This is a genomic window from Dietzia sp. NCCP-2495 (genome assembly GCF_026011735.1).
Lineage (GTDB): Bacteria > Actinomycetota > Actinomycetes > Mycobacteriales > Mycobacteriaceae > Dietzia.
This window is the reverse complement of record NZ_BRVN01000007.1, coordinates 75,865-98,108: the sequence shown is the minus strand read 5'-3', so window position 1 is coordinate 98,108 and position 22,244 is coordinate 75,865. Positions and strand designations below refer to the sequence as shown.

The 22,244-nt window shown below is 69.2% G+C and carries 28 protein-coding genes and 1 tRNA gene; 9 read left to right on the top strand and 20 right to left on the bottom strand.

Annotated elements, in window-relative coordinates; genetic code table 11:
• The first annotated feature begins 169 nt into the window (after window positions 1-169).
• Both OPF83_RS08560 and OPF83_RS08555 read left to right on the top strand, forming a co-directional pair.
• Window positions 170-880 (top strand): queuosine precursor transporter, encoded by a 711-nt coding sequence (locus OPF83_RS08560; protein ID WP_264886947.1) that lies wholly within the window; start codon window positions 170-172, stop codon window positions 878-880.
• Between the two features lie 68 nt (window positions 881-948).
• On the top strand, window positions 949-1,305 hold the full coding sequence (locus tag OPF83_RS08555; RefSeq protein WP_264886946.1) for a CHY zinc finger protein: 357 nt from the start codon (window positions 949-951) through the stop codon (window positions 1,303-1,305).
• A 75-nt stretch (window positions 1,306-1,380) separates the two neighbouring features.
• Here OPF83_RS08555 and tgt read toward each other — a convergent pair whose 3' ends face one another.
• A complete protein-coding gene (tgt, locus tag OPF83_RS08550) occupies window positions 1,381-2,661 on the bottom strand; it encodes a tRNA guanosine(34) transglycosylase Tgt (RefSeq protein ID WP_264886944.1) in 1,281 nt (426 codons plus the stop codon).
• Window positions 2,662-2,870: 209 nt separating this feature from the next.
• Between tgt and OPF83_RS08545 the strand changes: the two genes are divergently transcribed.
• The gene (locus OPF83_RS08545) at window positions 2,871-3,542 is read left to right on the top strand and encodes a TetR/AcrR family transcriptional regulator (protein WP_264886943.1); all 672 of its coding nucleotides are present in this window, start codon (window positions 2,871-2,873) and stop codon (window positions 3,540-3,542) included.
• A gap of 91 nt (window positions 3,543-3,633) precedes the next feature.
• Here the strand turns inward: OPF83_RS08545 and OPF83_RS08540 are convergent.
• From OPF83_RS08540 to OPF83_RS08525, 4 genes are all read right to left on the bottom strand, one after another.
• Window positions 3,634-3,724, bottom strand: a tRNA-Ser gene (locus tag OPF83_RS08540).
• A gap of 131 nt (window positions 3,725-3,855) precedes the next feature.
• A complete protein-coding gene (locus tag OPF83_RS08535) occupies window positions 3,856-4,056 on the bottom strand; it encodes a CsbD family protein (RefSeq protein WP_264886942.1) in 201 nt (66 codons plus the stop codon).
• Window positions 4,057-4,148: 92 nt separating this feature from the next.
• A complete protein-coding gene (locus tag OPF83_RS08530; RefSeq protein ID WP_264886940.1) occupies window positions 4,149-4,619 on the bottom strand; it encodes a nucleoside deaminase in 471 nt (156 codons plus the stop codon).
• Window positions 4,616-5,155, bottom strand: coding sequence for a tRNA adenosine deaminase-associated protein (locus OPF83_RS08525; RefSeq protein ID WP_264886939.1), 540 nt, complete (start codon window positions 5,153-5,155; stop codon window positions 4,616-4,618). Before OPF83_RS08525 ends, OPF83_RS08530 begins: the two co-directional genes overlap by 4 nt.
• Window positions 5,156-5,266: 111 nt before the next feature.
• Between OPF83_RS08525 and OPF83_RS08520 the strand changes: the two genes are divergently transcribed.
• Window positions 5,267-6,190: a prephenate dehydrogenase gene (locus OPF83_RS08520; RefSeq protein ID WP_264886938.1), complete on the top strand. Its 924-nt coding sequence runs from the start codon at window positions 5,267-5,269 to the stop codon at window positions 6,188-6,190.
• A 73-nt stretch (window positions 6,191-6,263) separates the two neighbouring features.
• Here the strand turns inward: OPF83_RS08520 and OPF83_RS08515 are convergent, their stop codons facing one another.
• Window positions 6,264-6,875, bottom strand: coding sequence for a putative glycolipid-binding domain-containing protein (locus OPF83_RS08515; RefSeq protein ID WP_264886936.1), 612 nt, complete (start codon window positions 6,873-6,875; stop codon window positions 6,264-6,266).
• 37 nt (window positions 6,876-6,912) lie between these two features.
• A complete protein-coding gene (locus tag OPF83_RS08510) occupies window positions 6,913-8,208 on the bottom strand; it encodes a cytochrome P450 (protein ID WP_264886935.1) in 1,296 nt (431 codons plus the stop codon).
• Window positions 8,209-8,436: 228 nt separating this feature from the next.
• Between OPF83_RS08510 and OPF83_RS08505 the strand changes: the two genes are divergently transcribed.
• The 3 genes from OPF83_RS08505 (at window position 8,437) to OPF83_RS08495 (ending at window position 10,250) form a co-directional block, all read left to right on the top strand.
• Window positions 8,437-9,066: a hypothetical protein gene (locus OPF83_RS08505; protein ID WP_264886934.1), complete on the top strand. Its 630-nt coding sequence runs from the start codon at window positions 8,437-8,439 to the stop codon at window positions 9,064-9,066.
• A 45-nt stretch (window positions 9,067-9,111) separates the two neighbouring features.
• Window positions 9,112-9,660, top strand: a complete 549-nt coding sequence (locus OPF83_RS08500) for a PGPGW domain-containing protein (RefSeq protein ID WP_264886933.1) — start codon at window positions 9,112-9,114, stop codon at window positions 9,658-9,660.
• A gap of 128 nt (window positions 9,661-9,788) precedes the next feature.
• On the top strand, window positions 9,789-10,250 hold the full coding sequence (locus OPF83_RS08495) for a hypothetical protein (protein ID WP_264886932.1): 462 nt from the start codon (window positions 9,789-9,791) through the stop codon (window positions 10,248-10,250).
• A 22-nt stretch (window positions 10,251-10,272) separates the two neighbouring features.
• On the opposite strand, the gene OPF83_RS08490 is transcribed toward OPF83_RS08495, so the two are convergent.
• Window positions 10,273-12,420, bottom strand: coding sequence for a DUF2339 domain-containing protein (locus OPF83_RS08490; protein WP_264886930.1), 2,148 nt, complete (start codon window positions 12,418-12,420; stop codon window positions 10,273-10,275).
• Window positions 12,421-12,543: 123 nt separating this feature from the next.
• Entirely contained in the window at window positions 12,544-13,494 is a 951-nt protein-coding gene (locus OPF83_RS08485; RefSeq protein ID WP_264886928.1) for an ADP-ribosylglycohydrolase family protein, read from the bottom strand.
• A 71-nt stretch (window positions 13,495-13,565) separates the two neighbouring features.
• Here OPF83_RS08485 and OPF83_RS08480 point away from each other — a divergent pair, with 71 nt between their 5' ends.
• A complete protein-coding gene (locus tag OPF83_RS08480; RefSeq protein WP_264886927.1) occupies window positions 13,566-14,258 on the top strand; it encodes an NUDIX hydrolase in 693 nt (230 codons plus the stop codon).
• Here the strand turns inward: OPF83_RS08480 and OPF83_RS08475 are convergent.
• Window positions 14,240-15,160 carry a DMT family transporter gene (locus OPF83_RS08475; protein ID WP_264886926.1) on the bottom strand — a complete coding sequence of 307 codons (921 nt, stop codon included), beginning with the start codon at window positions 15,158-15,160 and terminating at the stop codon, window positions 14,240-14,242. The genes OPF83_RS08480 and OPF83_RS08475 overlap by 19 nt on opposite strands.
• Window positions 15,161-15,290: 130 nt before the next feature.
• On the bottom strand, window positions 15,291-16,289 hold the full coding sequence (locus OPF83_RS08470) for a hypothetical protein (protein ID WP_264886925.1): 999 nt from the start codon (window positions 16,287-16,289) through the stop codon (window positions 15,291-15,293).
• Window positions 16,290-16,442: 153 nt separating this feature from the next.
• Between OPF83_RS08470 and OPF83_RS08465 the strand changes: the two genes are divergently transcribed.
• Entirely contained in the window at window positions 16,443-16,880 is a 438-nt protein-coding gene (locus OPF83_RS08465) for a nitroreductase family deazaflavin-dependent oxidoreductase (protein WP_309297760.1), read from the top strand.
• A 423-nt stretch (window positions 16,881-17,303) separates the two neighbouring features.
• Here OPF83_RS08465 and OPF83_RS08460 read toward each other — a convergent pair whose 3' ends face one another.
• From OPF83_RS08460 to OPF83_RS08420, 9 genes are all read right to left on the bottom strand, one after another.
• Window positions 17,304-17,972, bottom strand: coding sequence for a hypothetical protein (locus OPF83_RS08460; RefSeq protein ID WP_264886924.1), 669 nt, complete (start codon window positions 17,970-17,972; stop codon window positions 17,304-17,306).
• Complete coding sequence (locus tag OPF83_RS08455; protein ID WP_264886922.1) at window positions 17,969-18,484, bottom strand: hypothetical protein; 516 nt, start codon at window positions 18,482-18,484, stop codon at window positions 17,969-17,971. The genes OPF83_RS08460 and OPF83_RS08455 overlap by 4 nt, the downstream gene beginning before the upstream one ends.
• Window positions 18,481-18,843: a hypothetical protein gene (locus OPF83_RS08450; protein ID WP_264886920.1), complete on the bottom strand. Its 363-nt coding sequence runs from the start codon at window positions 18,841-18,843 to the stop codon at window positions 18,481-18,483. Before OPF83_RS08450 ends, OPF83_RS08455 begins: the two co-directional genes overlap by 4 nt.
• On the bottom strand, window positions 18,840-20,813 hold the full coding sequence (locus OPF83_RS08445) for an AAA family ATPase (protein WP_264886919.1): 1,974 nt from the start codon (window positions 20,811-20,813) through the stop codon (window positions 18,840-18,842). The genes OPF83_RS08450 and OPF83_RS08445 overlap by 4 nt, the downstream gene beginning before the upstream one ends.
• 135 nt (window positions 20,814-20,948) lie before the next feature.
• Window positions 20,949-21,155, bottom strand: a complete 207-nt coding sequence (locus OPF83_RS08440) for a hypothetical protein (RefSeq protein ID WP_264886918.1) — start codon at window positions 21,153-21,155, stop codon at window positions 20,949-20,951.
• Between the two features lie 46 nt (window positions 21,156-21,201).
• Entirely contained in the window at window positions 21,202-21,402 is a 201-nt protein-coding gene (locus OPF83_RS08435; protein WP_264886916.1) for a hypothetical protein, read from the bottom strand.
• On the bottom strand, window positions 21,402-21,593 hold the full coding sequence (locus OPF83_RS08430; protein ID WP_264886914.1) for a hypothetical protein: 192 nt from the start codon (window positions 21,591-21,593) through the stop codon (window positions 21,402-21,404). Before OPF83_RS08430 ends, OPF83_RS08435 begins: the two co-directional genes overlap by 1 nt.
• Window positions 21,590-21,859, bottom strand: coding sequence for a hypothetical protein (locus tag OPF83_RS08425; RefSeq protein WP_264886913.1), 270 nt, complete (start codon window positions 21,857-21,859; stop codon window positions 21,590-21,592). Before OPF83_RS08425 ends, OPF83_RS08430 begins: the two co-directional genes overlap by 4 nt.
• A gap of 91 nt (window positions 21,860-21,950) precedes the next feature.
• Window positions 21,951-22,145, bottom strand: a complete 195-nt coding sequence (locus tag OPF83_RS08420) for an AlpA family transcriptional regulator (protein WP_264886912.1) — start codon at window positions 22,143-22,145, stop codon at window positions 21,951-21,953.
• Window positions 22,146-22,244 lie beyond the last annotated feature (99 nt).

Genomic DNA, 22,244 nt, shown 5'->3' with positions numbered 1-22,244 from the left:
ATCGCATTCCCATTCCCAGCCGCTCGGGTCTGGGCGGCCGGACGGGACCACTCCCGAGCCGGCTTCCAGCACCCAGACCGCCTGCCCCACCGCCTCCGCAGGCCAGGCGACCGCCACAGCCGCCCCCGCCTCTACCTCCGCTCCCACCTCAGAATCGCGTGGCCGAGCCGTGTTCGCCGCGGTCGCGAGCCCGTACTACGGCTATCTGATCGCCCTGTTCGTCGGCGTGATGCTCATCAGCAACGTCGCCGGCACGAAGGGCGTCCTCCTCTTTCCGGACCTGGGCTTCGAGCTCGGGTTCCTCGTCCTCGACGGATTTGTCACCGACGGTGCCTTCCTGCTCTTCCCGCTGGCATATGTACTCGGCGACGTGATCAGTGAGGTGTACGGCTTCAAGGCCATGCGGCGCGTCGTGATCTCGGGCTTCGCTGTCCTCGCGTTGGCCGCACTGACGTTCACCATCACCACCGCACTACCCGCCGCACCTTTCTACGAGAACCAGGACGCGTTCGAGGCCGTGGCCGGAGTTGTCCCGCAGTTCTTCATCGCCGGCCTGGCCGGCTACGTGGTGGGCGAGCTGCTCAACTCCTATGTGCTCGTGTGGATGAAGCGCCGCAGCGGCGAGAAGAGCCTGTGGGTCAGGCTGCTCAGCTCGACGATCGTCGGCCAGTTCGTGGACACGATCATCTTCTGCACCATCGCGGCGCCAGCCCTGGGCATGGTGCTGGGATCGGGCGACTACTGGAACTACGTGGTGATCGGCTTCGTGTGGAAGACGCTGGTCGAGGCACTCTTCATGCCGGTCACCTACCTGGTGATCGGCTGGATCAAGAAGCGAGAGCCCACCTACCAGGCCGCTCTCGCCGACACGGCTGCCTGACCGTTCGTGCCCGTGCTCGCGGGCTCGACTGCCTGACCGTTCGCTCCCGTGCTGGCAGACTCGGGCGCATGACCTCAGCCCTCGATCCGGACGGCGGACCCGACACCGGGTCCGCCGTCCGGGTCCTGGGCCCGACTGTCGACGGCCAGACCCGCTGCATCCACTACTCCAGCCCGCTGGACATCGTCGCGATCCGCTTCCACTGCTGCGGCGAGTTCTACCCATGCTTCCGCTGCCACGCCGAGACAGTCGACCACCCGATCTCGGCGTGGCCGGCGGACCGTTTCGATGAGCACGCGATCCTGTGCGGGGTCTGTCGCACCACGATGCCGATCAGCGACTACCTCGAGGCCGAGGCCTGCCCGTCGTGCGCCTCACCGTTCAATCCTGGCTGCTCACTGCATCACTCGATCTACTTCGCGTAGTCGTCCACGCACCGGGGCCGCACTCATCCGCGATCGCTCCCTGATCACCGGCTGACACGTCCCGCAGCCCGCCCCTCACCGTTTCTGAGCGTAGTACCGCCCCATGAACTCGGCCTTGTACGCGAGGTACTCGTCGGGCCCGGCGGCCATGGCGGCACGGACCTCGTCGACGAGCCGCACCACAAACGCCAGATTGTGCAGGGTCAGCAGGGTCTGACCGAGGAACTCCTTGGCCTTGAAGAGGTGGTGGATGTAGGCCCGCGAGTACTCCCGCGACACCTCGGAGGCGCCTTCCGGGTCGAGCGGCGAGTGGTCGTGCCGGAACTGCGCGCGAGTCATGTTGACGCGCCCGTCGAGGGTGTAGATGCCGCCATGCCGAGCGAGCCTGGTGGGGGCCACGCAGTCGAACGTGTCGGCGCCGTTCTCCACCGCGGTGAAGATGTCATCGGGTTCGCTGATCCCGAGCAGGTGCCGCGGCCGGTCCTCGGGCAGTTCCTCGGTGCACCAGCCGACGATCGTGCCGAGATTCTCCTTCTCCAGCGCGCCGCCGATCCCGTAACCGCCGAACCCGCGCCGCCCCTCGGCCTCGGCGCGGTCGCTCATCTCGACGAGTCCCCGCACAGCCTGCCGCCGCAGGTCCTCGAACTGCGCGCCCTGCACCACGCCCCACAGCGACTGCCCGGGCCGGTGCGTGCGTTCCAGCGACTGCCGCTCGTGCTCGTCGAGGCACCGTTGCGCCCAGCGCCGGGTCCGCTCGACCGAACTCTCCTGGTACGTCCTCGTGTTCATCAGCGTGGTGAGCTCGTCAAACGCGAAGATGATGTCGGCGCCGAGCCCGTGCTGGATCTGCATGGACACCTCGGGCGAGAACCGGTGCCGGGAGCCGTCGAGGTGCGAGGTGAACGTGACGCCGTCCTCGTCGACCTTGGCCAGTCGCCCCTGGTTCTTGTTGGTGGCGGCGTCATCCGGCTTCGTGCCGGCGCTCATCTCGATGACCTTCTTGAACCCCACCCCGAGGCTCATCACCTGGAACCCACCGGAGTCGGTGTAAGTGGGGCCGGACCAGCGCATGAACTCGCCCACGCCGCCGGCGGTGTCCACGACGCCGTGTCCGGGTTGGAGGTAGAGGTGGTAGGCGTTGGCGAGCACGGCCTGTGCGCCGGTGGATCGGACCTGGTCCGGGGTGAGGGTCTTGACCGTGGCCTTGGTGCCGACGGGGATGAACGCCGGCGTGGCGATGTCCCCGTGCGGGGTGTGGATGACGCCGGTGCGCCCGCCGGCCGTGCCGTCGAGCACCATCCTCTCTCCCACGTCGAAGGTGGTGGGACGGGTCGAGGAGAGCGCGTGGTCCGACATGCGTCCATCGTGGCACGCCCGTCGGACGGGCCGGGCGCGGCCCTAGGATGGCCTGTGGTGGCGGCGGTGCGGGGCCCGTCCGTGACGTGCCGGGATCATGGAACAACCGGGACGACGACCACGACGACGACAGTGGCGCCAGCGCCAGCATCAGCGCTCACGGCTACCACCACCCACGACAGGTACGACATCGAACGACGAGGTGAGCCATGACCGCAGCCGGAGGCCGCCGACTCTCCAGGGGGGAACGCCGGTCCCAGCTGGTCGCGTTGGGGATCAGACTGCTCGAGACCACACCCTTCCACGCGCTGTCGCTGGATGACGTGGCGGAACGGGCCGGGGTGTCCCGCAGTCTGATGTTCCACTACTTCCCCACGAAGCTGGACTACCTCACCGAGGTCGTGCGGGCGGCCTCGGATCACGTGTTGTCGCTGACGGAGGTTCCGGAGGACACGCACGCCGTGGACGGGACCCGCGCGATCATCACGGCGCTCGTCCGCTACATCCAGCGACGGCGCGACAACTACGTGGCCGTCCTGCGCTCGGGACGCGCGGTGGATCCGGTGCTCGAGCAGGTCGTCAACGACATGCACCGCACGATCAGCCTCCGGATCCTCGCGAGCATCGGGATCGACGATCCCGCACCGATGTCGCTGGTCCTGACGCGTGCCTGGTTGGCGGGGATCGAAGAACTCGCGCTGCTGGGCGAGGAGTCGGGCCAGAAGCAGGAGTCGGTCATCGACTCCGCCCTCACCACGCTCTACGCGGTGGCGTCCCTCCCGGACTTCGCCGACCCGGTCGGTGGCACCGGCCGGACCGACGATGCCGGCGCTACCGGCGATACCGGCGATACCGGCCGCGCTGAACGCCGGTTCCCCTGACCCGCCGCGTCGGCAACGCGACAGCACGGCAACGGACAGATCGGCAACGCGACAGCCCCGGATCTCATATCGAGATCCGGGGCTTCTCACCTGGCGGTGGCGGTGGGATTTGAACCCACGGTTGGGGGTTACCCAACACAGCATTTCGAGTGCTGCACCTTCGGCCGCTCGGACACGCCACCGCGAAGTACGTTACTAGAAACCGACCTTCAGAATAAAATCGGTCGCTCACACAGTGGGTATCCGCCGGTCAAGCCGCATGCAGGGCCGTGTCCGGAGCCCGGACCCGCCACAGGCCCGGGCCCGGCGGAGATCAGTTGTTGCCCGTGAGCTTCCCGGCGACCTCGTTGGCCTTGTCCTTGACCTGCTCGGCGCCCTGCTTGAGATTCGCCGAACCCTGGTCCGCCTGGCCCTCGGCCTTCAGGTCTCGGTCACCGGACGCTGCGCCGGCCGCCTCCTTGGCGCGGCCACCGAGCTCCTCGGCCTTGTTCGAGAACTTGTCTGCCACTCCCATGTGGTGCCCCCTTGAATCACGGCGCCTGTGGAGTCGGCGCCTCGTGACCACCACGGTACGGAGACCGAGGCGACCAGCACCACCGGTGACGATCACCGCCTGGCGCGGAAGAACTCCTCGAGGACCGTGGCGCACTCGGCTTCGAGGATCCCGCCCCGCACCTCGGGCCGGTGCACGAGCCGACGGTCCCGCACCACGTCCCACAACGAGCCACAGGCCCCGGTCCGAGGTTCCCAGGCGCCAAAAACGATGTGGCCGATCCGCGACGCGACCGCCGCCCCGGCGCACATCGTGCACGGTTCGAGCGTCACCACGAGGGTGCAGTCCTCGAGCCGCCACCCGTCGCCGAGGACGCGGGCGGCCTCGCGCAACGCGAGCACCTCGGCATGCGCGAAGGGGTCACCATCGACCTCGCGACGGTTGGTGGCGACGGCCAGCTCGCGGCCGTCGGGCCCCAGGACGAGAGCGCCGACGGGCACATCCCCCACCGGGGTGCCCGCGGCGACCTCCAGCGCGCGACGGATCACCGCCTCGTCGGCCGCGCGACGGGCCGGCGAGGTCACGTGTCGGGGAGGTGCCGCTCGAGCTGGGCGCCGAAGCCCATCCGCTCGGCGACCGACTGCAGCTGCTCATCGGCGTAGAGATCGGTCTCGGAGACGATGATCTCCAGCACTCCCTCCGGAAGCCCCAGGTCCTCGAGGATCGCCATGTCTCCCTCGCCCCAGGGGTCGGTCTCCTCGAGCTCCTCGTCCGTCAGATCGGGCGCCTCGACGTTTAGCTCGTCGAGCACGTCGGCCGCCAGGTCGTAGTCCAGCGCCGCCGTGACGTCCGACAGCATCAGCCGCAGTCCGGACGGGCCGGGACGCAGGATTACGAAGTACTCGTGGTCCACATCCACCAGCCCGAACGACGCCCCCTCGGCGCGCAGCGACCGCACCTGGCGGGCCGCGTCGTCGAGGCTGGTCAGCGCCGAATCGTCGAGGCGAGTGACATGCCAGTCCCCTCTCTCCTGGGTGATCCCGAGGGCGACGCCGGTCACCGCGTCGTCAGAGGAGTCCCCTCCACTGTCGCGGGAGCTTCGGTCGGAGCTGCTGGCCATGGGCTCAACCGTAGTCGGCTGTGAGAACCTTGTCAGGTGACGAGTGAGGGGACCCCCGCGAGGACGACAGCCGCATCCACCCCGCCGTCCCCGCCCGCAGGAGCACCTGCCGTGTGCGTGCTCGGCGTGGGTCTCATCGGCGGGTCGCTGATGCGTGCGCTGGGGCCCGACAGGACGTTCGGCTGGAACCGCTCCGCCCCCACCGCCGTGGCCGCCACCGCGGACGGATATGACGTCTCCACGGATCTGGCCGACGTCCTCCGCCGGGCCTTGGAGCGGGACGCCCTCGTCGTCGTCGGCGTCCCCCTCCCCGCCCTCGACACGGTTCTGGGCGCGGTGGCCGAGCACGCGCCGGGCGTCGCCCTGACCGACGTGATCAGCGTCAAGGGACCCGTCCTCGACGCGGTGCGGCGCCACGGCCTCGCCGCCCGGTTCGTCGGCGGACACCCCATGGCCGGCACCGCGCACTCCGGGTGGGAGGCCGGCGAGGCCGACCTGTTCCGCGGGGCGACGTGGCTGGTGGCGGCCGACGACGACGCCGACCCGGACACCTGGGCACGCGTCGCCGCGATGGCCACCGACTGCGGCTCACGCCTCGTCTCGGCGAGCTCGACCGAGCACGACGGCGCGGTCGCCCGGATCTCGCATGTGGGGCATGTGCTGGCCGAGTCGCTCGCGCTGACGGGACAGCGCGGCGCGGACCTCGCGCTGGCGCTGGCGGCCGGCTCGTTCCGTGACGGCACGCGCGTGGCCAGCACCGCGCCCGACCTGGTGCGGGCGATCTGCGAACCCAACCGGGACGCACTGCTGGGGGTGCTCGACGAGGTGCTGACGGACCTGACCGCGGCGCGCGAGGCGCTGGCGGCAGGCGGGAGCCTGGGGCCGCTGATCGACGAGGGACACCGCGCGCGGCTGGCCTACGAGCAGGCGCAGGTCGAGCGGGAGGCGGTCGTGATCCGTCCCGGGGCACCGGGATGGCTCGATGCCCTGCGGGCCGCGGGGGCGCAGGGTCGGCCTGTCAGTCTGGCCGACTGAACCGCGCAGACCGACCAGACTGGACCGGCCCGATGGCCGGATCTACCCAGCGGGAAGGCACCGACGCGGCGGCTCAGACGCGTCGGCTCAGCCCGTGGACCTCGAGGATCATGCCGTCGGGGTCGACGGTCGCCGTGGTGGACCCGGTGGCGGTGATGCCGTAGATCTGCTCGTCGTCCGAGGACATGGTCACCGTGTCGTCACTGACCTCGAGCGTGAGGGAGTCCACCGAGAGCACGCGCGCCTCGGCGGAATCCTGCTGGGTGTCCAGGCCGAGGCGACGGATGATGAGGCTGGCGAAGAAGACGCTGTACGTCAGGTCGATGTCCTTGACGCCCACGCCGCCGACGCGGGAGCGGGTGTCGGAGGGATCGTCGAGCTGCCACGACCCCTCGGCGTCGCACGTCAACTCGATCGTGCGCTCGAAATCCTGGGTGGCGGTGGTCAGCCGGACCCGACGCAGCTCGAACGCGGCCGAAATCTCGGCCTCGTACTCGATGGTGAAAGCGTCATGATCTGAGTGCGTGGCCGAGACGACACGACCGCGGGCGCGACTCGCGCCCTCCTCAGAAACCACTCTGACCTGCTCGATCACCCGACCGGTGTCGGAGACCCACGTGTACATGCGAGGTGCCGACGCACGCTGAGCTTCGGGCATCGGCACGGGCGACTCTGAAGCATTCACAGGATCCACGGTAGGGGGGCCGGGGAGAAAACGCACATCAGCGTCCTCTCAGCGTCACACGCGCACGCTTCCACGGGTACAGAGTCACGTTGCGCGCCCGGGGCCACTCGCGGCCGCTGCCGATGGGCTCGATCCGGTACCGGCGTAGGACCTGCTGGAGGATGACCTGCCCTTCCATCATCGCGAACGACGCCCCGATGCACCGGCGGGCCCCACCGCCGAACGGCAGCCACGTGGTGGGCGTGGGCACGTCACCGAGGAAGCGCTGCGGGTCGAAGTCCCGCGGCGAGGGATAGGCGTCGGAGGAGCGGTGGGCCAGCACGATCGACGGCGATACGGTCACGCCCGCGGGGTAGGTGCGGCCGTCCACGGTCGCCGGCTCCTGCAGTTCCCGCATGACCATCGGGACCACGGGGTGCAGGCGCAGGACCTCTTTGATCACCGCGTCCAGGTACTCCGTGCCGCCGGCCTCCATCTCCTCGACGCACCTGTCCTGTACGTCAGGGTGACGGGCCAGTTCGAGCATCGCCCAGGCCATCGCGGTGGCGGTGGTCTCGTGACCGGCGGCCACCAACGTGATGAGCTGGTGCCGCAGTTCGGTGTCCGACAGCCCCTGGGCGTCCTCGGCGGAGGCCCGCACGAGCAGGGCGAGCAGGTCGCGCCGACCGGCCAGGTCCGAGTCGCGACGAGCCCACTCGATCTCCTCGGAGAGGAACTCGTGGATCGTCTCCAGGTCGCGGACCTCACGGCTCCACGGCCAGAACCGGTGCAGTGCCGGCTTCCCCAGCCCGATCATCACCACGGGACCGGCGTCCACGGCGCGCGCGACGACCGGCCGCATCCGGTCCAGTCGCGCCGTGTCGGTCACGCCGAACACCACGCGCAGGATCACCTCGAGCGTGAGCTCGTTGAGAAGGACGTGCGCCCGCACCCGACCCGTCGCCGGCCACGTCGCCACCTGGTGGGCGGTGACCTCCTCGACCATCGCGCGGTAGCCCGCGATCTCCCGCCTGCCGAAGGCCGGCGCCAGCAGTCGGCGGGCACGGGCGTGCTCGTCGCCGTCCTGCAGCAGCAGGGAATGCTCCCCCAGCAGCGGACGCAACAGGTCATTGCCCTTACCCGCATGGAAGACGGACGGGGACCCGGCGAACACGTCCTTGACCTGGGCAGGTTCGGACACCGCGACGATCCGGCGGCCCTGGAGGAGCCGGAGCGAGAACGGCACCCCGTAGCGCCGGGCCGCGGCGGGGAACGTGACGGTGGGGGCCGCGAGCGCGCCCAGCGTCTGCACCAAACGAGGCAGGCGCGGGCCGGAAGGTAGACGAGTGTCCATATCCACCACGGTACGAGCGCCTCGTATCCCGCGGGTGGCTTTACCCAGACGCGCACTCTGAGAGTCCGTCGCGCTCCCTGACAGTCCGGCTACGCCCCCCGAGAATCCGGCACGCTCCCCCCGAGAACCCGCGGCGCGTCGGGGCAGCACGGGACGCAACCGGGAGTCCACCGGACGTTCATCGACGGGGTCTCGTCGTCGTCGTCATTTCCCCCTACCGTGGGGCACATGGCCCTGCTCCCCGTCGCCATGGACGCCACGCCCGATGACATCACGTCCTTCCTCGCCGTGGACGCCGCCGTACGCGCGGCCGTCGGGGTGGACCACCACCGCCCCTCCCCCACCGCGCTGCACTGGACCCGCGGCGACGAGATGTGGATGGCCCTGCTCCGTCCCGGCGACGGTCGCGCCCTGCTCGCCGGCTGGCACCACGAGTTCTCCCTCACCGAGGGCAGCGGACGCGACGGCGAGTCCGGAACCGACCTGGTGGGCGACGCCCCCGGCTGGTGGCGCCGCGGCGTCGAACACGCCCGCGCGCACGGCTCCTACCTGGGCTTCCTGTACGGCTGGGACGGCGCCCGGTGGTGGCGCCTGGACCAGCCGGTCGACGACGGCTTCGACCCCGACCTGTTCCCCGCCACGCCGCTCGCGCTGCGCGACATCATCGACGAGCTCGCCGACGACACCCTCCTCGACGCCCCCGACACCGCCGCGGTCGACGCTCTCATCGCCGCCGGCGCCGAGCTCACCCCCGAGCACCTCCGGGCCGTCCTTCACGCTCCCGACGGCTGGCCCGAGGTCGACATCGCCGCAGGTGTGGCCGCAGCGCGCGACTTCCGCTCGCCCGTGCTCGCCTAGCTCACCCGCGCCCTTCCCTGCGGCCGTGGGCCATTTTCTGCAACCATGGCTTCCGTGAAACGACTCGGCTACGTCGCCGTCAAGCGCCTCCTGCTCGAGACGCTCGGCTGGGTGCTGGTCGTGCTGGGGATCGCCGCCCTGTTCCTGCCCGGCCCCGGACTGCTCATGCTGTTCGCCGGCATGGTGGTGCTCTCGCAGCAGTACGAATGGGTCGAGAACCGCGTCGATCCGGTCAAGCGGATGGCACTCGAGGGCGCGTCGAAGGGTGTCCAGACCTGGCCGCGGATCGTCGCCTCCCTGATCGGCGTGGCCTGGCTGGCCGGCATCGGCATCGTCTGGGGCCTGCACCCGCCCGCGCCCGACTGGTGGCCGGTCAGCGACGAGTACTGGCTGTTCGGCGGGTGGGGCACCGGCGGGACACTCCTGTTCTCCGCGGGGATCGCGCTGTGCCTGCTCGTCTACTCGTTCCGGCGCTTCCGCGGAAGTCCGTACGACCACGAGGTGGAGCGTCGTCGCGAGGCGGAACGGCACGCCGCCCGGAGGCTCGACCGGGAGCAGCGCCGGGCCGCCCGCTCGCACCCGCCGGCCCCGTAATCGTCACCCATCCGTCACCTGCCCAGCCGGGCCAGCTTGTATGATACAGATCACAGTCGGGACGGTTCGGGTCGCACCACTTCCCCCTTTCTCCCGAGGCTGTCCCGCCTCAGATGAAGGGATCTGCCATGACTGTTCAGCTCATCTCCATCACCGACGACGTAGCCGCACGCATGCAGGTCCTCACCACCCCGACGCCCAGCCAGGTGGGCGACGCCCGAATGGTCCTCATCGACCTGTTGGGAACCGGCCCGTCGTGGCCGCTCGCCGTATTGGTGGATCGCGTCTGCATCGCCTACGAGGCGCCGGACGGCGAGCGCCTGATGGTCGATCTCCGCGACCGTGAGGAGCTCGCGGACGACGAACTCCGCGACGAGCCCGCCCTCAAACACGTGCGGTGGGTCCGCGCGACCCGGGCGGCACTGCATCTGCTCACCACCGCGAACGAGGTGGTGTGGAGCATGCCGTCGGACGACCCGGACGAGGTCGACCATCCGGAGATCCAGGTCCTCATGTCCGGTGAGACACCGCGCGCGTTCCAGATCTACGTCGGCGAACCGCTCCCCGACGGCTCGGTGTCCCTGCGGTAACCGGCCGACTCCGCCTCCGCCGCTACCGGCCGGGCTGCCAGGGACCGTCGCCGGAACCAGCGCCGACACCACCGCCGGGCCCACCACTGGGCCTGCCGCCGCCCTCACGGTTCCCGCCCGCACCGGTCTCGTCCTCCCGGTCCCCGTCCTTGCGGTACCGGACGGCCACCGCGAGCATGACCGCACCCACCACGATGAAGGACAGCACCCGGAACAGTCCCGGCAGCGTGGCCAGGTCGAGGAACAGCAGTTTGGCCAGCGCGAGTCCGCCCAGCACGAACCCGAGCGTGCGGGCTTCCGCGAAGCGCGGGCTGGCGGTGAGCACGAGCCACGCGGCGCAGCAGATCCACAGCACGGTCACCACGAGGTGCGCGGCGAGGAACCCGTTGCGCGCGAAGCCCGAGAGCCCGCCGATCACCACGCCGGCCGCGACCACCATCACCGACAGCGCGGCCAACGCCACCACGGCCCCGGCCATCATCGCGCGCGTCGCCTCGGAGGGATGGCGCCGGCGGATCCACCAGGTCGCGGCCACCGCGAGGACCCCGATCGCGAACGACGCCACCACGTCGAGGTACGTGAACTCCCGCACGGCGAGGCGCTCGCTCAGCGAGAGGTGCGGCTGGTTGACCACCAGGTAGACCAGCAGCGCGAGCACCGTGGTGATGCCGGCGACCCATTCCACCCAGGCCCGGGCCCACTGTCCGGCGACCAGGACGTACGCGACGGCGGTGAGCGTGATCGCCAAGGCGGTGGGCCCGTCGTCCCCAAGCCGTACCCAGGCGGCCACGAGCAGGACGCTGCCCACACAGCCGGTCACCGCGGCCAGCACCATCCCTGCGCCGTGTCGGGCCTCGACCTCGGATCGGGTACCGGGTCCGGCGGGAGCGGCAGGGTCGCTCGCCGCGCCCCCGTCGGCCGGTGCGCTCGCTTCGGTCAGTGCGCCGAGTCCCGCACCGGCCATCGCGACCCGTCCGACGAGGGCCGAGATGACGAGGTAGGCGGCGGCGAGAAGGAGCCCCACCACCAGGCCGGGGCGGGCGAGGTCGAGGGGCGGGATCACGAGGAGGGGAACCGCAGTGGGGACGACGACGAGGGACGCGGTCTCGTTCACCGGGCTCCGCCGGAAGGTGTCGTACCAGGCCACCACCACTGCCACGGCGGCAAAGGCCAGGGCGGCCACGACGAGCGCGATCACGTCGCTCGTGGCGGTGGTGCCCGAGTTCGCGAGGTAGCCGGTGAGCAGGAACGCTGGCGGGACAGACCACAGTACGCGCACGACGGTGCCGAGCTCGCCGGCGAGGAGGGCGGTGGCGATGCCGATGATCGCGTAGAAGATCGGCAGTTCGACGCCGGAGGAGATGAGCGGCGACAGGGCCATGGTGCCCGCGGTGACGAGGCACGCCAGGACGGCCGATGACCAGCGGTGAGCCAGGGCGATTCCCCCGAGCGCGAGGCCACCCACGAAGAGGTAGGCGGCCGGCATCGGCACCCACTGGTAGAGCACGGTGCTGGCGATCACGTCGAGCATTCCCGCGGCCAGACCGGTTCCGACCAGTGCCAGAGCGCCGGGATTCACCGGCCGCGAGTCGGTGGGCTCATGTCGCGACTGCAGCCACAGGCCGAGTCCGAGTAGGACGGCGGCGAGGACGGCCGCCCCGATCACGCGGGCGATCGGCGGGAACAGTCCGGCCTGGATGGCCACGACCAGCAGGAAGGCTACTCCGGCGAGCATCACGGCGCCGCCGATCGCGGCGATGATCGTCGCCGCGTTGATCTTGATTCCGCGGGAGCGCGGGGTGCTACCCGCCGCCTCCGGCGTTGGTCCGACCCCGGGACGCCACGGCTGCTGCTGGCCGGGTGCAGGCTGGCCCGGTGCTGGCTGGCCGGGGGCCGGACGCCCCGGTGCCGCAGCGGGGGCGGCTGGTCGCCACGGGCCACTCGCCGGTGCGGGACCGGGTCCAGAATGTGGAAGAGGGCCGGAAGCAGGTCCGGGGCTCCACACCGAGGCAGATGACCCGCCCCTCGCAGGGCCCGGCGCCGCAGCCGACTGCCTGGCCAGGTCCGACAGCCCGGCGCGGACGTCCGCGAGCTCGGCGGTGATGCGTCCGAGCCGGGCGTCGAGTTCCGCCAGTGCGCGATGAACGGGATCAGGCTGTTCAGGGGTCACTCCTGAATCCTCCCCCGCCCTGTGCACGCCCGTCCACACCCTCACCGGACATGTGTGGACCGCCCGGTGCGACTGCGAACCACTAAATGCGTCCGTGGACCACGCGGGGCGACGTCGCGGGCGTCACGCACCCACAGCAACCGCGAGCTCCTCAAGCCGCTCGCCGGTCAGCCCCGGGTAGCCGTGAAGCATGCCCCGCCACCGGGTGGGGAACGCCGAGGCACCCCAGCGCGCGCCGAGCAGGCCGCCCGCGATCGCGGCGACCGTGTCCGTGTCGTTGCCGATGGCGAGGGCCGTCGCCAGGGCCTGTGTCGCGTGGCGGGACGGATCGTCCGCGGGCACCGGCGTGTGGTGGATGGCCGACCACGCGGCCTGCAACGCTCCCACCGCCCAGGCGTTCTCGACGAAGCGCGAGGGCGGACCCTGCTCGGCCTCATCGATCGCGCCGGTCCAGTAGTCGCGCACCTCGTCGTCGTCGAACCATTCCAGCCCACTACGGACGTCGAGCACCCCGTACCGCACGGACCGGTCGATCGCCAGGGACCACAGCACGCACGCCTGCGCCGCCAGCGGATCGGCATGGGTGAGCTCGCTTACCGCCGTCGCCGCGCGCACGATCTCGCCCGGCTCGCCCAGGTGCGCCACCGCGACCGGCGCGGTGCGCATGAGCGATCCGTTGCCCGCCGACCGCGCGCGCCCGGTCGCGAACTCCGCCGACGCCTGCAGCAGCCCCGCCGACGTGGGCCGCGGACCTCCCGCGGCGAGAACCGCGCGCGTCTGGGTGCCGATGTCCGGCGGTCGGGAGTCGTACCACTCGCGGAAGTTGCGGGCGACCGCGTCGAGCGCGGCCTCCGAGCGCAGGCCTCTGTGCTGCGCCGCCGCGTCGAGGACGCACCAGGCCATGGTGGTGTCGTCGGTCCACTCGCCGGGTGCGAAGCCGCCGAGTCCGCCGCCGATCATCTGCGGACCATCGGTGCCGAGGGGCGCGGAGCCGAACTCGTAGCCCGCACCGAGCGCGTCCCCCACGGCGGTGCCGATCATCACGCCGGCGATGCGGTCGCTCATCGTGTTCATTGCTCCACTCCATTCTTTAGCACTCCATGCGCGCTAAACATTAGCACTAAATCCGCGCTAATGTGACAGGCGTGTCCACACTCAGCACCTATCCCCGACCCGCCGTGGCCGTGGACCTGGCGATCCTCACCGTGACCGGCGCCGGCGGAGCCGATCCTGAACTGCGGATCCTCGTCCAGCACCGCAGCGACCCGGACGGCATCGCCCTGCCCGGGGCGTTCCTGCGCGAGCGCACCACAGTCGCCCAGACCGCCGACATGGTTCTGGAGAGCAAGGTCAGGATCGCGCCAGATGTCACCGCCGGCCCGCGACTCCTGCGCCTGTTCGATGATCCCGCCCGCGACGACCGCACCTGGGCCGTGTCCGCCGCACACTCCCTGCCACTGCACGAGGCCGACCTCGCCGGGGCCCGGGGCGAACTGGTCCCGGTCACCGCGGACGGCCAGCTCGAAGGCGTGGACAAGCTCCTGTTCGACCACGCCGCCATCGTCGCCGCCGCGATCGCCGACGTCCGTGAGCGGTACGAGATCCGGCAGCGCTACGCGGGCGTCGGCCCGGACCCCGACCACTTCCTGCCCGAGCCGTTCACCCTGCACCAACTGCGCCGCGTCCACGAGGCCGTGCTCAGCGAGGAGCTACACAAGGACAACTTCGCGCGCCGGATGAAGCCGCATGTGGAACCGGTATATGACGACGACGGCGAGGTGCTCCTGTCCACCGCGCTCCGCGGACGGCCCGCGGCGCTCTACCGACGAGCCCAGTGAGACGCTGCTGCCGACCGTGATCTCAGAACCAGGGTGACTCCAACCGCGCTGATGGTCATCCCCAGCACGGCCGTGAGCGTGATCGGCACGCCGAACATGAGCCACACCCAGAGCATGGTCGTGGGCGGGGTGAGGTAGAGAAGCACGCTCGACACCGTCGCCCCGCGCGTGCGGGTGACGTACTGGAAGAGGGCGTAGCCGCAGAGAGTGGACAAGAACACCAGCCACAGCACGGCGAGCCAGAAATCGAGCCGGGCCGGCACCGCGGCCTGCCCCACCACGACCGACACAACCAGCAGCGCGAGGGCCGTGACCACCATCTGCATGGTGATGGACTGCAGCAGCGACTCGGTGGGTCGCAGCTTCTGAGTGAGCACCGTACCGGTGGTCAGCGAGAGCATCCCGACCGCCGGGAGCAGGTAGGCCCACCACTGCGCCGACCCGCTGCCGAGATCACCGGAGACCGCCACCGCCACCCCGGCCAGCCCCAGGACCATGCCGATCCACATGACCGGCGTGATGCGCTCACCGAGGATCCGGCCCGCGACCGTGGCCACGAGCAACGGCTGGAGCGAGGCGATGAGGGCGGCGAGCCCACCGTCGACGCCGTTGTTGACGCCCTCAAAGACGAGATACAGGAACGCAGCCTGGCTGAGCAGCCCGATGAGCGCCTGCCTGCCCCACGCCCGCCGGTCGGTGAGGTCGACACGCAGTACCAGACAGACCGACACGAGCATCACCGCGAGAATCGTGAACCGCCAGCTCAACAGCTGTAGCGGGGTGCCGCCGGAACGAACCCCGAGCTCGGCTCCCACGAAGCCGGAGCTCCACATGACGACCAGGGCCACCGATGCAAGATGGCCGACGTTGCGGCGGAGGGCGTCTCGAGCGGGGCCGGGCATCTGCTGAGACTACGAAGCGCACGGCCTCGTCGTCGTCATACGTCGCGCCCCACCCCCGGACGTCGGCGACGCAGGCGACGTCCGGGACGCCGACGCCCCCGGTGGTGTCCCCGGGACCTGAGGTCCCCGGTCAGGCGCCGGGTCGAGTCCAGTACTCGTCGTCGTCGAAAATCGGTATCTCGTGGCGGAAGCGCCCCGCGCACACGTACCGGACCGCGCTGAGCCGCACCCGCACGCCCGGGAGTTCCTCGGCCAGGCGGGCGGCGATCGCGTGGCCCTCGCGGTACCAGGCCACTGGGTCGACCCCGCCGACCCAGCGCGGCAGGGCGAATCCGTAGCCGGGCAGGCCGAGCGCGGCGCCGGAGTCCGCGTCCGGGCCCGACCCCGTAGCCGGGCCGTAGCCGAGAAAGCCGTGGCGCCAGTCCTCGTTCCACCTGCGCAGACGCTCCTCGAGGTCGGAGGTCAGGCCCAGGGAGCGTGGCGTGGTGAAGCCTCCCCGACCGGGACCGGCGCGCAGCCGCGGCGGCTGGTGGTACGGCAGCCACCCGTCCCACAGTCCCCACTCGACACCGTATTCCGGCATCAGCTTCAGCTCGCCCGGCTGGTCCGGGTCAGGCTCGTTGCCCGGCATCCGCCAGCCGTCCTCGCGATAGTGGGGGCCGGTCAGCGCGCACACATAGTTGAGCTGCTCGGCGGCGAGTTCGCACACCACGTATTCCTCCGCGCAACAGAACGCGGCATGGCCCGGATAGTGCGCGCCCAGCTCCTCCGCGAGCGCGTGGCCCCGGCGGAGCCAGGCGATCTCGTCGAACCCGTCGCGCCACACCGGTTGGTCGACCGGCCTGTCCCCGAGGTGGAGAAAATTGCCCGTGAACTCGGCGACCCACTGCTCGATCCGCTCCCGCAGCGGCGCCGGAATCTGCAGGTCACCCGCCACGCCCTGGTCGTAGCCGGGGTGGCCGGGCGGGAAGACGTCGGGCGAGGCGGCGATGTAGGGGCGGTAGTTGATCATCGGGTGCAGCGCCACGAACGGCTGCTCCGGGCCGAAGTCATGTGGCACCCGGCCCGACGCCCGGCACAGGTACCACGGGAGCCGCCCCTCGACGCCGCCGTCCGTCGCAAGCCTCATGGACGCAGGGTAACCGGCGGGGCAACGGGACCGGGTGCGGCGGCGGGAGCGACTGCTCGCCATGGCGAATGAGATCGACTGGACGAGGTGATTCACGCACGCGGCCGGTGGATCAGAGCACACTGGACCCCATGAGTACACAGCCACAGAACGATCCGCAACCCGAGGTCCCGGACTGGATCCGCGACCATCTCGAGGAGTACGCCAGGGACCCCGAGAGCGCGCGCCTGTTCGACGCCAGCGTCGGGCGGACGGGAGGACACTCCGACGCTGCTGCTGACCACCCGCGGTCGCCGCACCGGGCGGATCCTCACCATGCCGCTGATCTACGGCGAGGCCGACGGCGCCTACGTGGTGATCGCCTCCAAGGGCGGCGCCCCGACCCATCCGGGCTGGTTCCACAACCTCACCGCCGAGCCCGAGGTGCGGATACAGGTGGGCGCCGAGAAGATGACGGCGGTCGCGCGGGTGGCCGACGGCGAGGAGCGGGAGCGCCTGTGGTCGCAGATGGCCGAGCTCTACCCGCCGTACCTGAAGTATCAGACCCGTACCGACCGGCTGATCCCCGTGGTGGTGCTCGACCCGAGCTAGGAACTCAGCCCGAGGTAGGAACTCGACCCGAGCTTCGAAGCAGGAACGACGAACGCCCCCGCCGAACCGGCGGGGGCGTTCTTCCTGTGCGCCCGAAGGGACTCGAACCCCTAACCTCTTGTAATCGGGTCACTCTCCGTGGGGTCATTCCATGAGATTCGTTTACGGCTGCCGACGTGGGATTATGGCCCCTACGAACATGTGTCGGGCACTGCCGGGATTCGTCTAGGTTTCCGTCAATGTGCTGGATAAAACATGGACGGGGTAGAAACCTCCAGCACTATCGCGCGCGCGGGGTTTCGACAAATGCACGACGCCCCCCACGTCGCGATGACGTAGGGGGCGCTGCCCTGCCGGCCACCGGGACCGCAGTGGCAGGGCATTCGGCGTGATGCGAGCAGACCGCACGCCGGGGGTCCAGGGTTACGCGGTGAGACCGGCCACGTCAGGCACGACACCGGTAACACTCATCCCGGCGAGGGCGTACTCACCGGGCGGCGGGGTCGCAGGATCTTCGATGAGTGCCCGCAGGTAGTTGATCTTCTCGCGGGCGATGGTCAGCGCATTGTTCGCGGCACCGGCCACGTGCGCGGCCTGGGCGTACTCGGGAGAACGATCACGTAGTGCCTGTTCGACAATCTGCGCACCTGCACTACCGATATCCCCGCCAACAGACTCGTGATGATCGTTGATGTGTTCCAGCAGGAACGGCAACTCGGCGTCGTCGGCGGTGGCGATCAGGTCCAGCAGCGGCCCGGTGCCTCCCGCGTTGAGGACGGCCTCAATCCGCTTCATGCGCCGATTCATGCGCATCTCCTGGGCGAGCGCCGCATCACCGTCGGGCATCGTCGTCATCGTGGCGCGGGCGGCTGCCGCCTTAGCCTGGGCCGATTCCAGTGCGGTTGTCAGGCCGGTGGCGGTGGCGTCGAACTGCTCGGCCCACCGTCGTTCATTTGACCACGCCCGGTGGCGGCGCTTCTTGCCCTCGTCGGTGAGGTCGGGGTCGCCGGTGACCATGTGGGCGGTGGCGCGGATGTCGGCCTCCAGCCGGGTCATGTCGGCTTCGTAATCGGTGACGGTCTTCTTGGTCATGCTGTGCCTCCCTGGGCATCGTCGGCGGTCTGGTGGTGGTCTAGTTGTTCGACGTGCGCGGCCCACTCGGAGAACCCGGTGGCGAGCCGGTCGAGCAGCGTGTCGCCGGTGGTGGCGTCGCCTGCGGGCAGATGTCGCGCGAGCGCAATCTCCTTGTCAGCACTCACACCGAAGGCGACGGACAGTGGCCGGATGGCGTCGAGGTCGTCCCGGTCCAGTGCGTCCACAAGCTTGTTCCCGGCCTTCACCGCGATTTGGTGGGCGAGTCCTGCCAACTCCAGGCGGGCGTGCTCGGCTTGCCTCGCTCGTCCTGCGGTAGCTGCTGCTGGTGCCGCGTCGAGGTCGATCCCCGCGTGCTGCGCTGCCTTGGTCACGGTGGACTGGGCAACGTCGAGCTGGTCCGCGATGCGATTCCTGCCGATGCCCTCGGATGCCAGGCGGGCCACATCGGGGGCGATCTGGACATATAGCGGAGGTTCATCTTTGTCCCCGCGTCCAGTCGCCGCGCTCATGCTGCGGCCTGGTCTTGTCGCCTGGGATCGTGCTGTGCCACGGCATCGGACAAGGCGAGCATGTGCGGGGTGATCGCGTACGGGTTCTTGATGAGGATCGCGGCGATGTCGCGGCGCATCTTTTCCTGGTCGACGGTGCCTGCCGGTAGCAGTGTGTTCGTGTGGGCCGGGAACCGCCACCTGGGATCGACAGATGTGACGGCGGCGAACAGGAGCAGTCTCAGCTCGTCCTCGGGCAATGCCCGGATGAGTCGTGCGGCACGTTGTGAGCGGGCGTCCACGAGGGTGTCGAGGGCGTCCTGCACGCGGCTGGACCGGGCGTTCAGCAGGGTCAGCTTTGGGGGTTTCTTCTGTGTCATGCGGCGGTCTCCTGGGCGGTGGCGAGTTGGTACTTGGTTCCGTCGAGGGTGGCGATGCCTTCGGTGACGAACTGGTCGAGGATGTCGTTCACCTGGTCGCGGTAGCGGGGGGACACGGACTGCGTGAGGACTCGGGCGTCCATGCCGTACGTGGCGGACAAGGCTCCGAGAACATCCCGTCGGGCGTCGTCGCGGGGTGCGGGGGCCGAAGATTCCGGCAAAGGTGCCAAAGGTGCCTTCACACGTGCATGGGCATCTTTGGAATCTTTGGGCACCTTTGCCTCTTCGGGCACGTCCCCGTCGGTCGGCGCGTTGTCGATGGTCCACACCCAACCGACGCCGGTGCCGCCGGCCTTCTCGGTCTTGACACCCATCTTTCGGCGGGCCTTCTTGACGGCGTTGTCGTCCAGTCCTGCGTCGCGGGTGGCCTTGAGGACTTCCTTGGCCGGGGCCGATCCCCCGTTGCTCTCCAGGTAGTCGAGGATGATCTTCTCGATCTCGGTGCGTTCGTCGCCGTCGATGGCGTCGCCTGCGAGGAAGTCTCGGGCGTCAGCCTTTACTTCTCCCAACCACTTGACCTTGCCGACTTCGGTGGGGCCGTCCTCGGTGTCGATGGTCTGGGACACGATGCGGGCGGCTTCGGAGCGGACGCAGGTGGCGAGGTTGCCCTTGGTGTTGGTGATGACCAACTGGTCCTGGTCTTCGTCCAGGGCGACGGACAGAACAGACCGGGCGACCTGAGACCAAGCGATTGAACCGAGGATGAGCTTGCCGGAGTCCGCGCCATCACGCTTGCCGAAGTGGACCAGCCCGAGGACGACCATCTTCTGTCGTGCCGCCATCTGTGCGAGAGGTTCGAGGAACTGCCGGACTTGCCGGTCGTCCTTGCCGGACAGTTCTGACGACATGGAGCTGGTGGCCGCGTCGAGGACCATGAACGTCACCCCGTATTCGGCGATGACCTGTTCCAGGGCGGTGTTATCCAAGGGCAGGGTGATCGTGCCGCTATCACTGGTCTCGGTTTCCACGTCTACGAAGATGACCTTCGACATGTCCGCGCCCGCTGCCTTGAGCCTGGGAGCGACTGTGTGTTCCCGACTGTCCTCGGTGTGGACGTACAGGACGTAGTTGCCTTTGATGGTCTCTTCTGCCGTCCAGGCGACGGCGATGGTGGACTTGCCGAGTCCTTCTCGTCCTGCAAGGAGGGTGAGGGCGGATCGGGGAATCCAATCAGGGATTAGCCATTCAATCTTGCGGGTCTTGACTTCGTGGCCGAAGGTGATCTTGAGGCGTCGCCCGGTGGGCTTGGTCTCGATCTTTTGGAACTCGGTGATGGTGTGGCCGGCGGCGATATGGTCCGCCGCATCCTTGCCGGTCTTGGCTGCCACGACGGTGATGCTGGCGGCGATGTTCTCCAGCTCGGCTGCGACCTGGTCGGCGTATTTGTGTCCGGGCTGGTCGTCGTCGGCGACGATGGTGACGTGCCGGTCCTGGAGCGGGGACCAGTCGCGCTTGCGGGCGGTGTTGGCTCCACCGGAGGTGACGGCGTACGCGCCGATGGATTCGAGGGCGTGAACGTCCTTCTCCCCCTCTACCACGAACACTTGTAGGTCTTTACCCTCGGGCAGGTTTTCGACGCGGTACAGGGCAGTTCCGGCGGTGTTCCCGGCCTGCCTGAACCGCTTGTTCGGAGTCCGGTGGACCTTGCGCCCATCGGCGTACTCATAGGTCACGCCCTGGGGGTTGTCGAACAGGTCGGCGGTGGTGAGATTGACGGACCCGAGGACATCTTCGGTGGCCTCGCCCGCGTGGCAGTGCATAAGTGCTTGGCCGTCGATCTGAGTGATGCTGACGGACTTGTCGGCTGGCGAGTGGCCGGGGGCTTGTGCGGACGCGGTGTTGGCACTGGTGTCGGTCCAGTTCAGTCCTGCCGCGTGCCAGGCGTCGCGTAGTCGGTCGATGGCGGTCATGTGGTCTCCTGAAACCCCGTGGCCAGTGCTAAACTGACCACATTCGGTTGGTTTTAACGGACCCCTGGCTTGGCGGCGTGGGGTCCGTTTTTTCTGTCTGGGGCGGACGCGGTGGGCGTCCTCGGGAGTAGTGAGTTACGCGGCTGGGCGGATGTCGCCCAGGAGCGCGTCGAGTTCGTCGATGTCGATCCAGGTGATGCGGGCATCACGGGGAGACCTGTAGCGGGTGAGGCTGCCGTCGCGCAGTCGGGCGAAAAGCCAGTGCCGTGACTTGTGCGCGTAGGCGGCCGCCTCCACTGCGGACAGGTATTGCCGGTCCGGGCCGGGTGGTGTCGTCGTCATGACTGGGATTGTCCGACGACGGTCCGGGTCCGAGTCACACACGAAACTACGGTTCCGCGATGGTCTCGGCGATGTGGTCGAGAAACAGTTCCCGATCCCGTTCTGTCACGTGACTACGGATCACCGCCACCCCCGTATCCACCAGGTCGCGGTACTCCAGTTCAACCAGTCGGCGGGCCACCCCGACGGGTAGACCGTGCCGCCTGCGCACCTCCTGGGCGATGTCCTCCGTCGAGTGCCACGCCATCACGGTTCGCCCCACAGTGCGTCTTGGAGGCGTTCCCGGTGTAGGCGTGCCAGTCCGTACCGGTGCGCGGCGTCGAGGAACTTCTCGGGGCCAACGTCACCCGCGAGGTATGGGCGGGCGTGGTCGTGGAGTTCCAGGGCTAACTCGGTCTCGTCCCGGCACGCCCAATCCAACTCGTCGCGGGTGCTCATGCCGCACCGTCCTCGTAGTGGTCGAGGTAATCGGCGATGTCGTCCAGGTCGAACATGAACCCCGGCCCCTCACCGCCAGCCACGGAAACCCCGTCCATCGCGAGCATGAACCCGCCGTACGTGACATCGAGCGGATTACGGGCCTTGGACTTGATCAGTGTGAATCCGAGGTCGCGGGCCTGTCGTCTCACGCGCTGTTCCGCGTTGCGCTCCAGCCGGTCGAAGTTGGCTTCGGTCATGTTGATCTCCCATGTTCGATTACTCATTCCATGTCCCCTTCACTCATTCCGGCCCCGAAGAACGCCTCCAGGAACTCGCCGGTGGCCATGCCCGATGCCTGGATCAGGTCCGCGCCGGTCACGCCGCGTCTCCCGTCTTGACGGTGTTGGCGTCCAGCCAGGCGTCGACATCCGACATGCGGTAGCGGACACGGCGACCCAACTTGATGTAGGTGGGGCCGTTGCCTTCGTGCCGCATGAGGGCGAGGGCCTGGACGGTGAGGCCGCATCGCTCGGCGACAGCGGGCGGGGCGTAAAGCGGTTCGGTTGGCATCGGGCCACCCCTTCATTCTGGAGCATTCAGAGCCTTGTTGCTCTATATGCGAACTTTAGCCTAGGCTGGGGGCAGGTTCAACCGCCGGCCACAATTAGT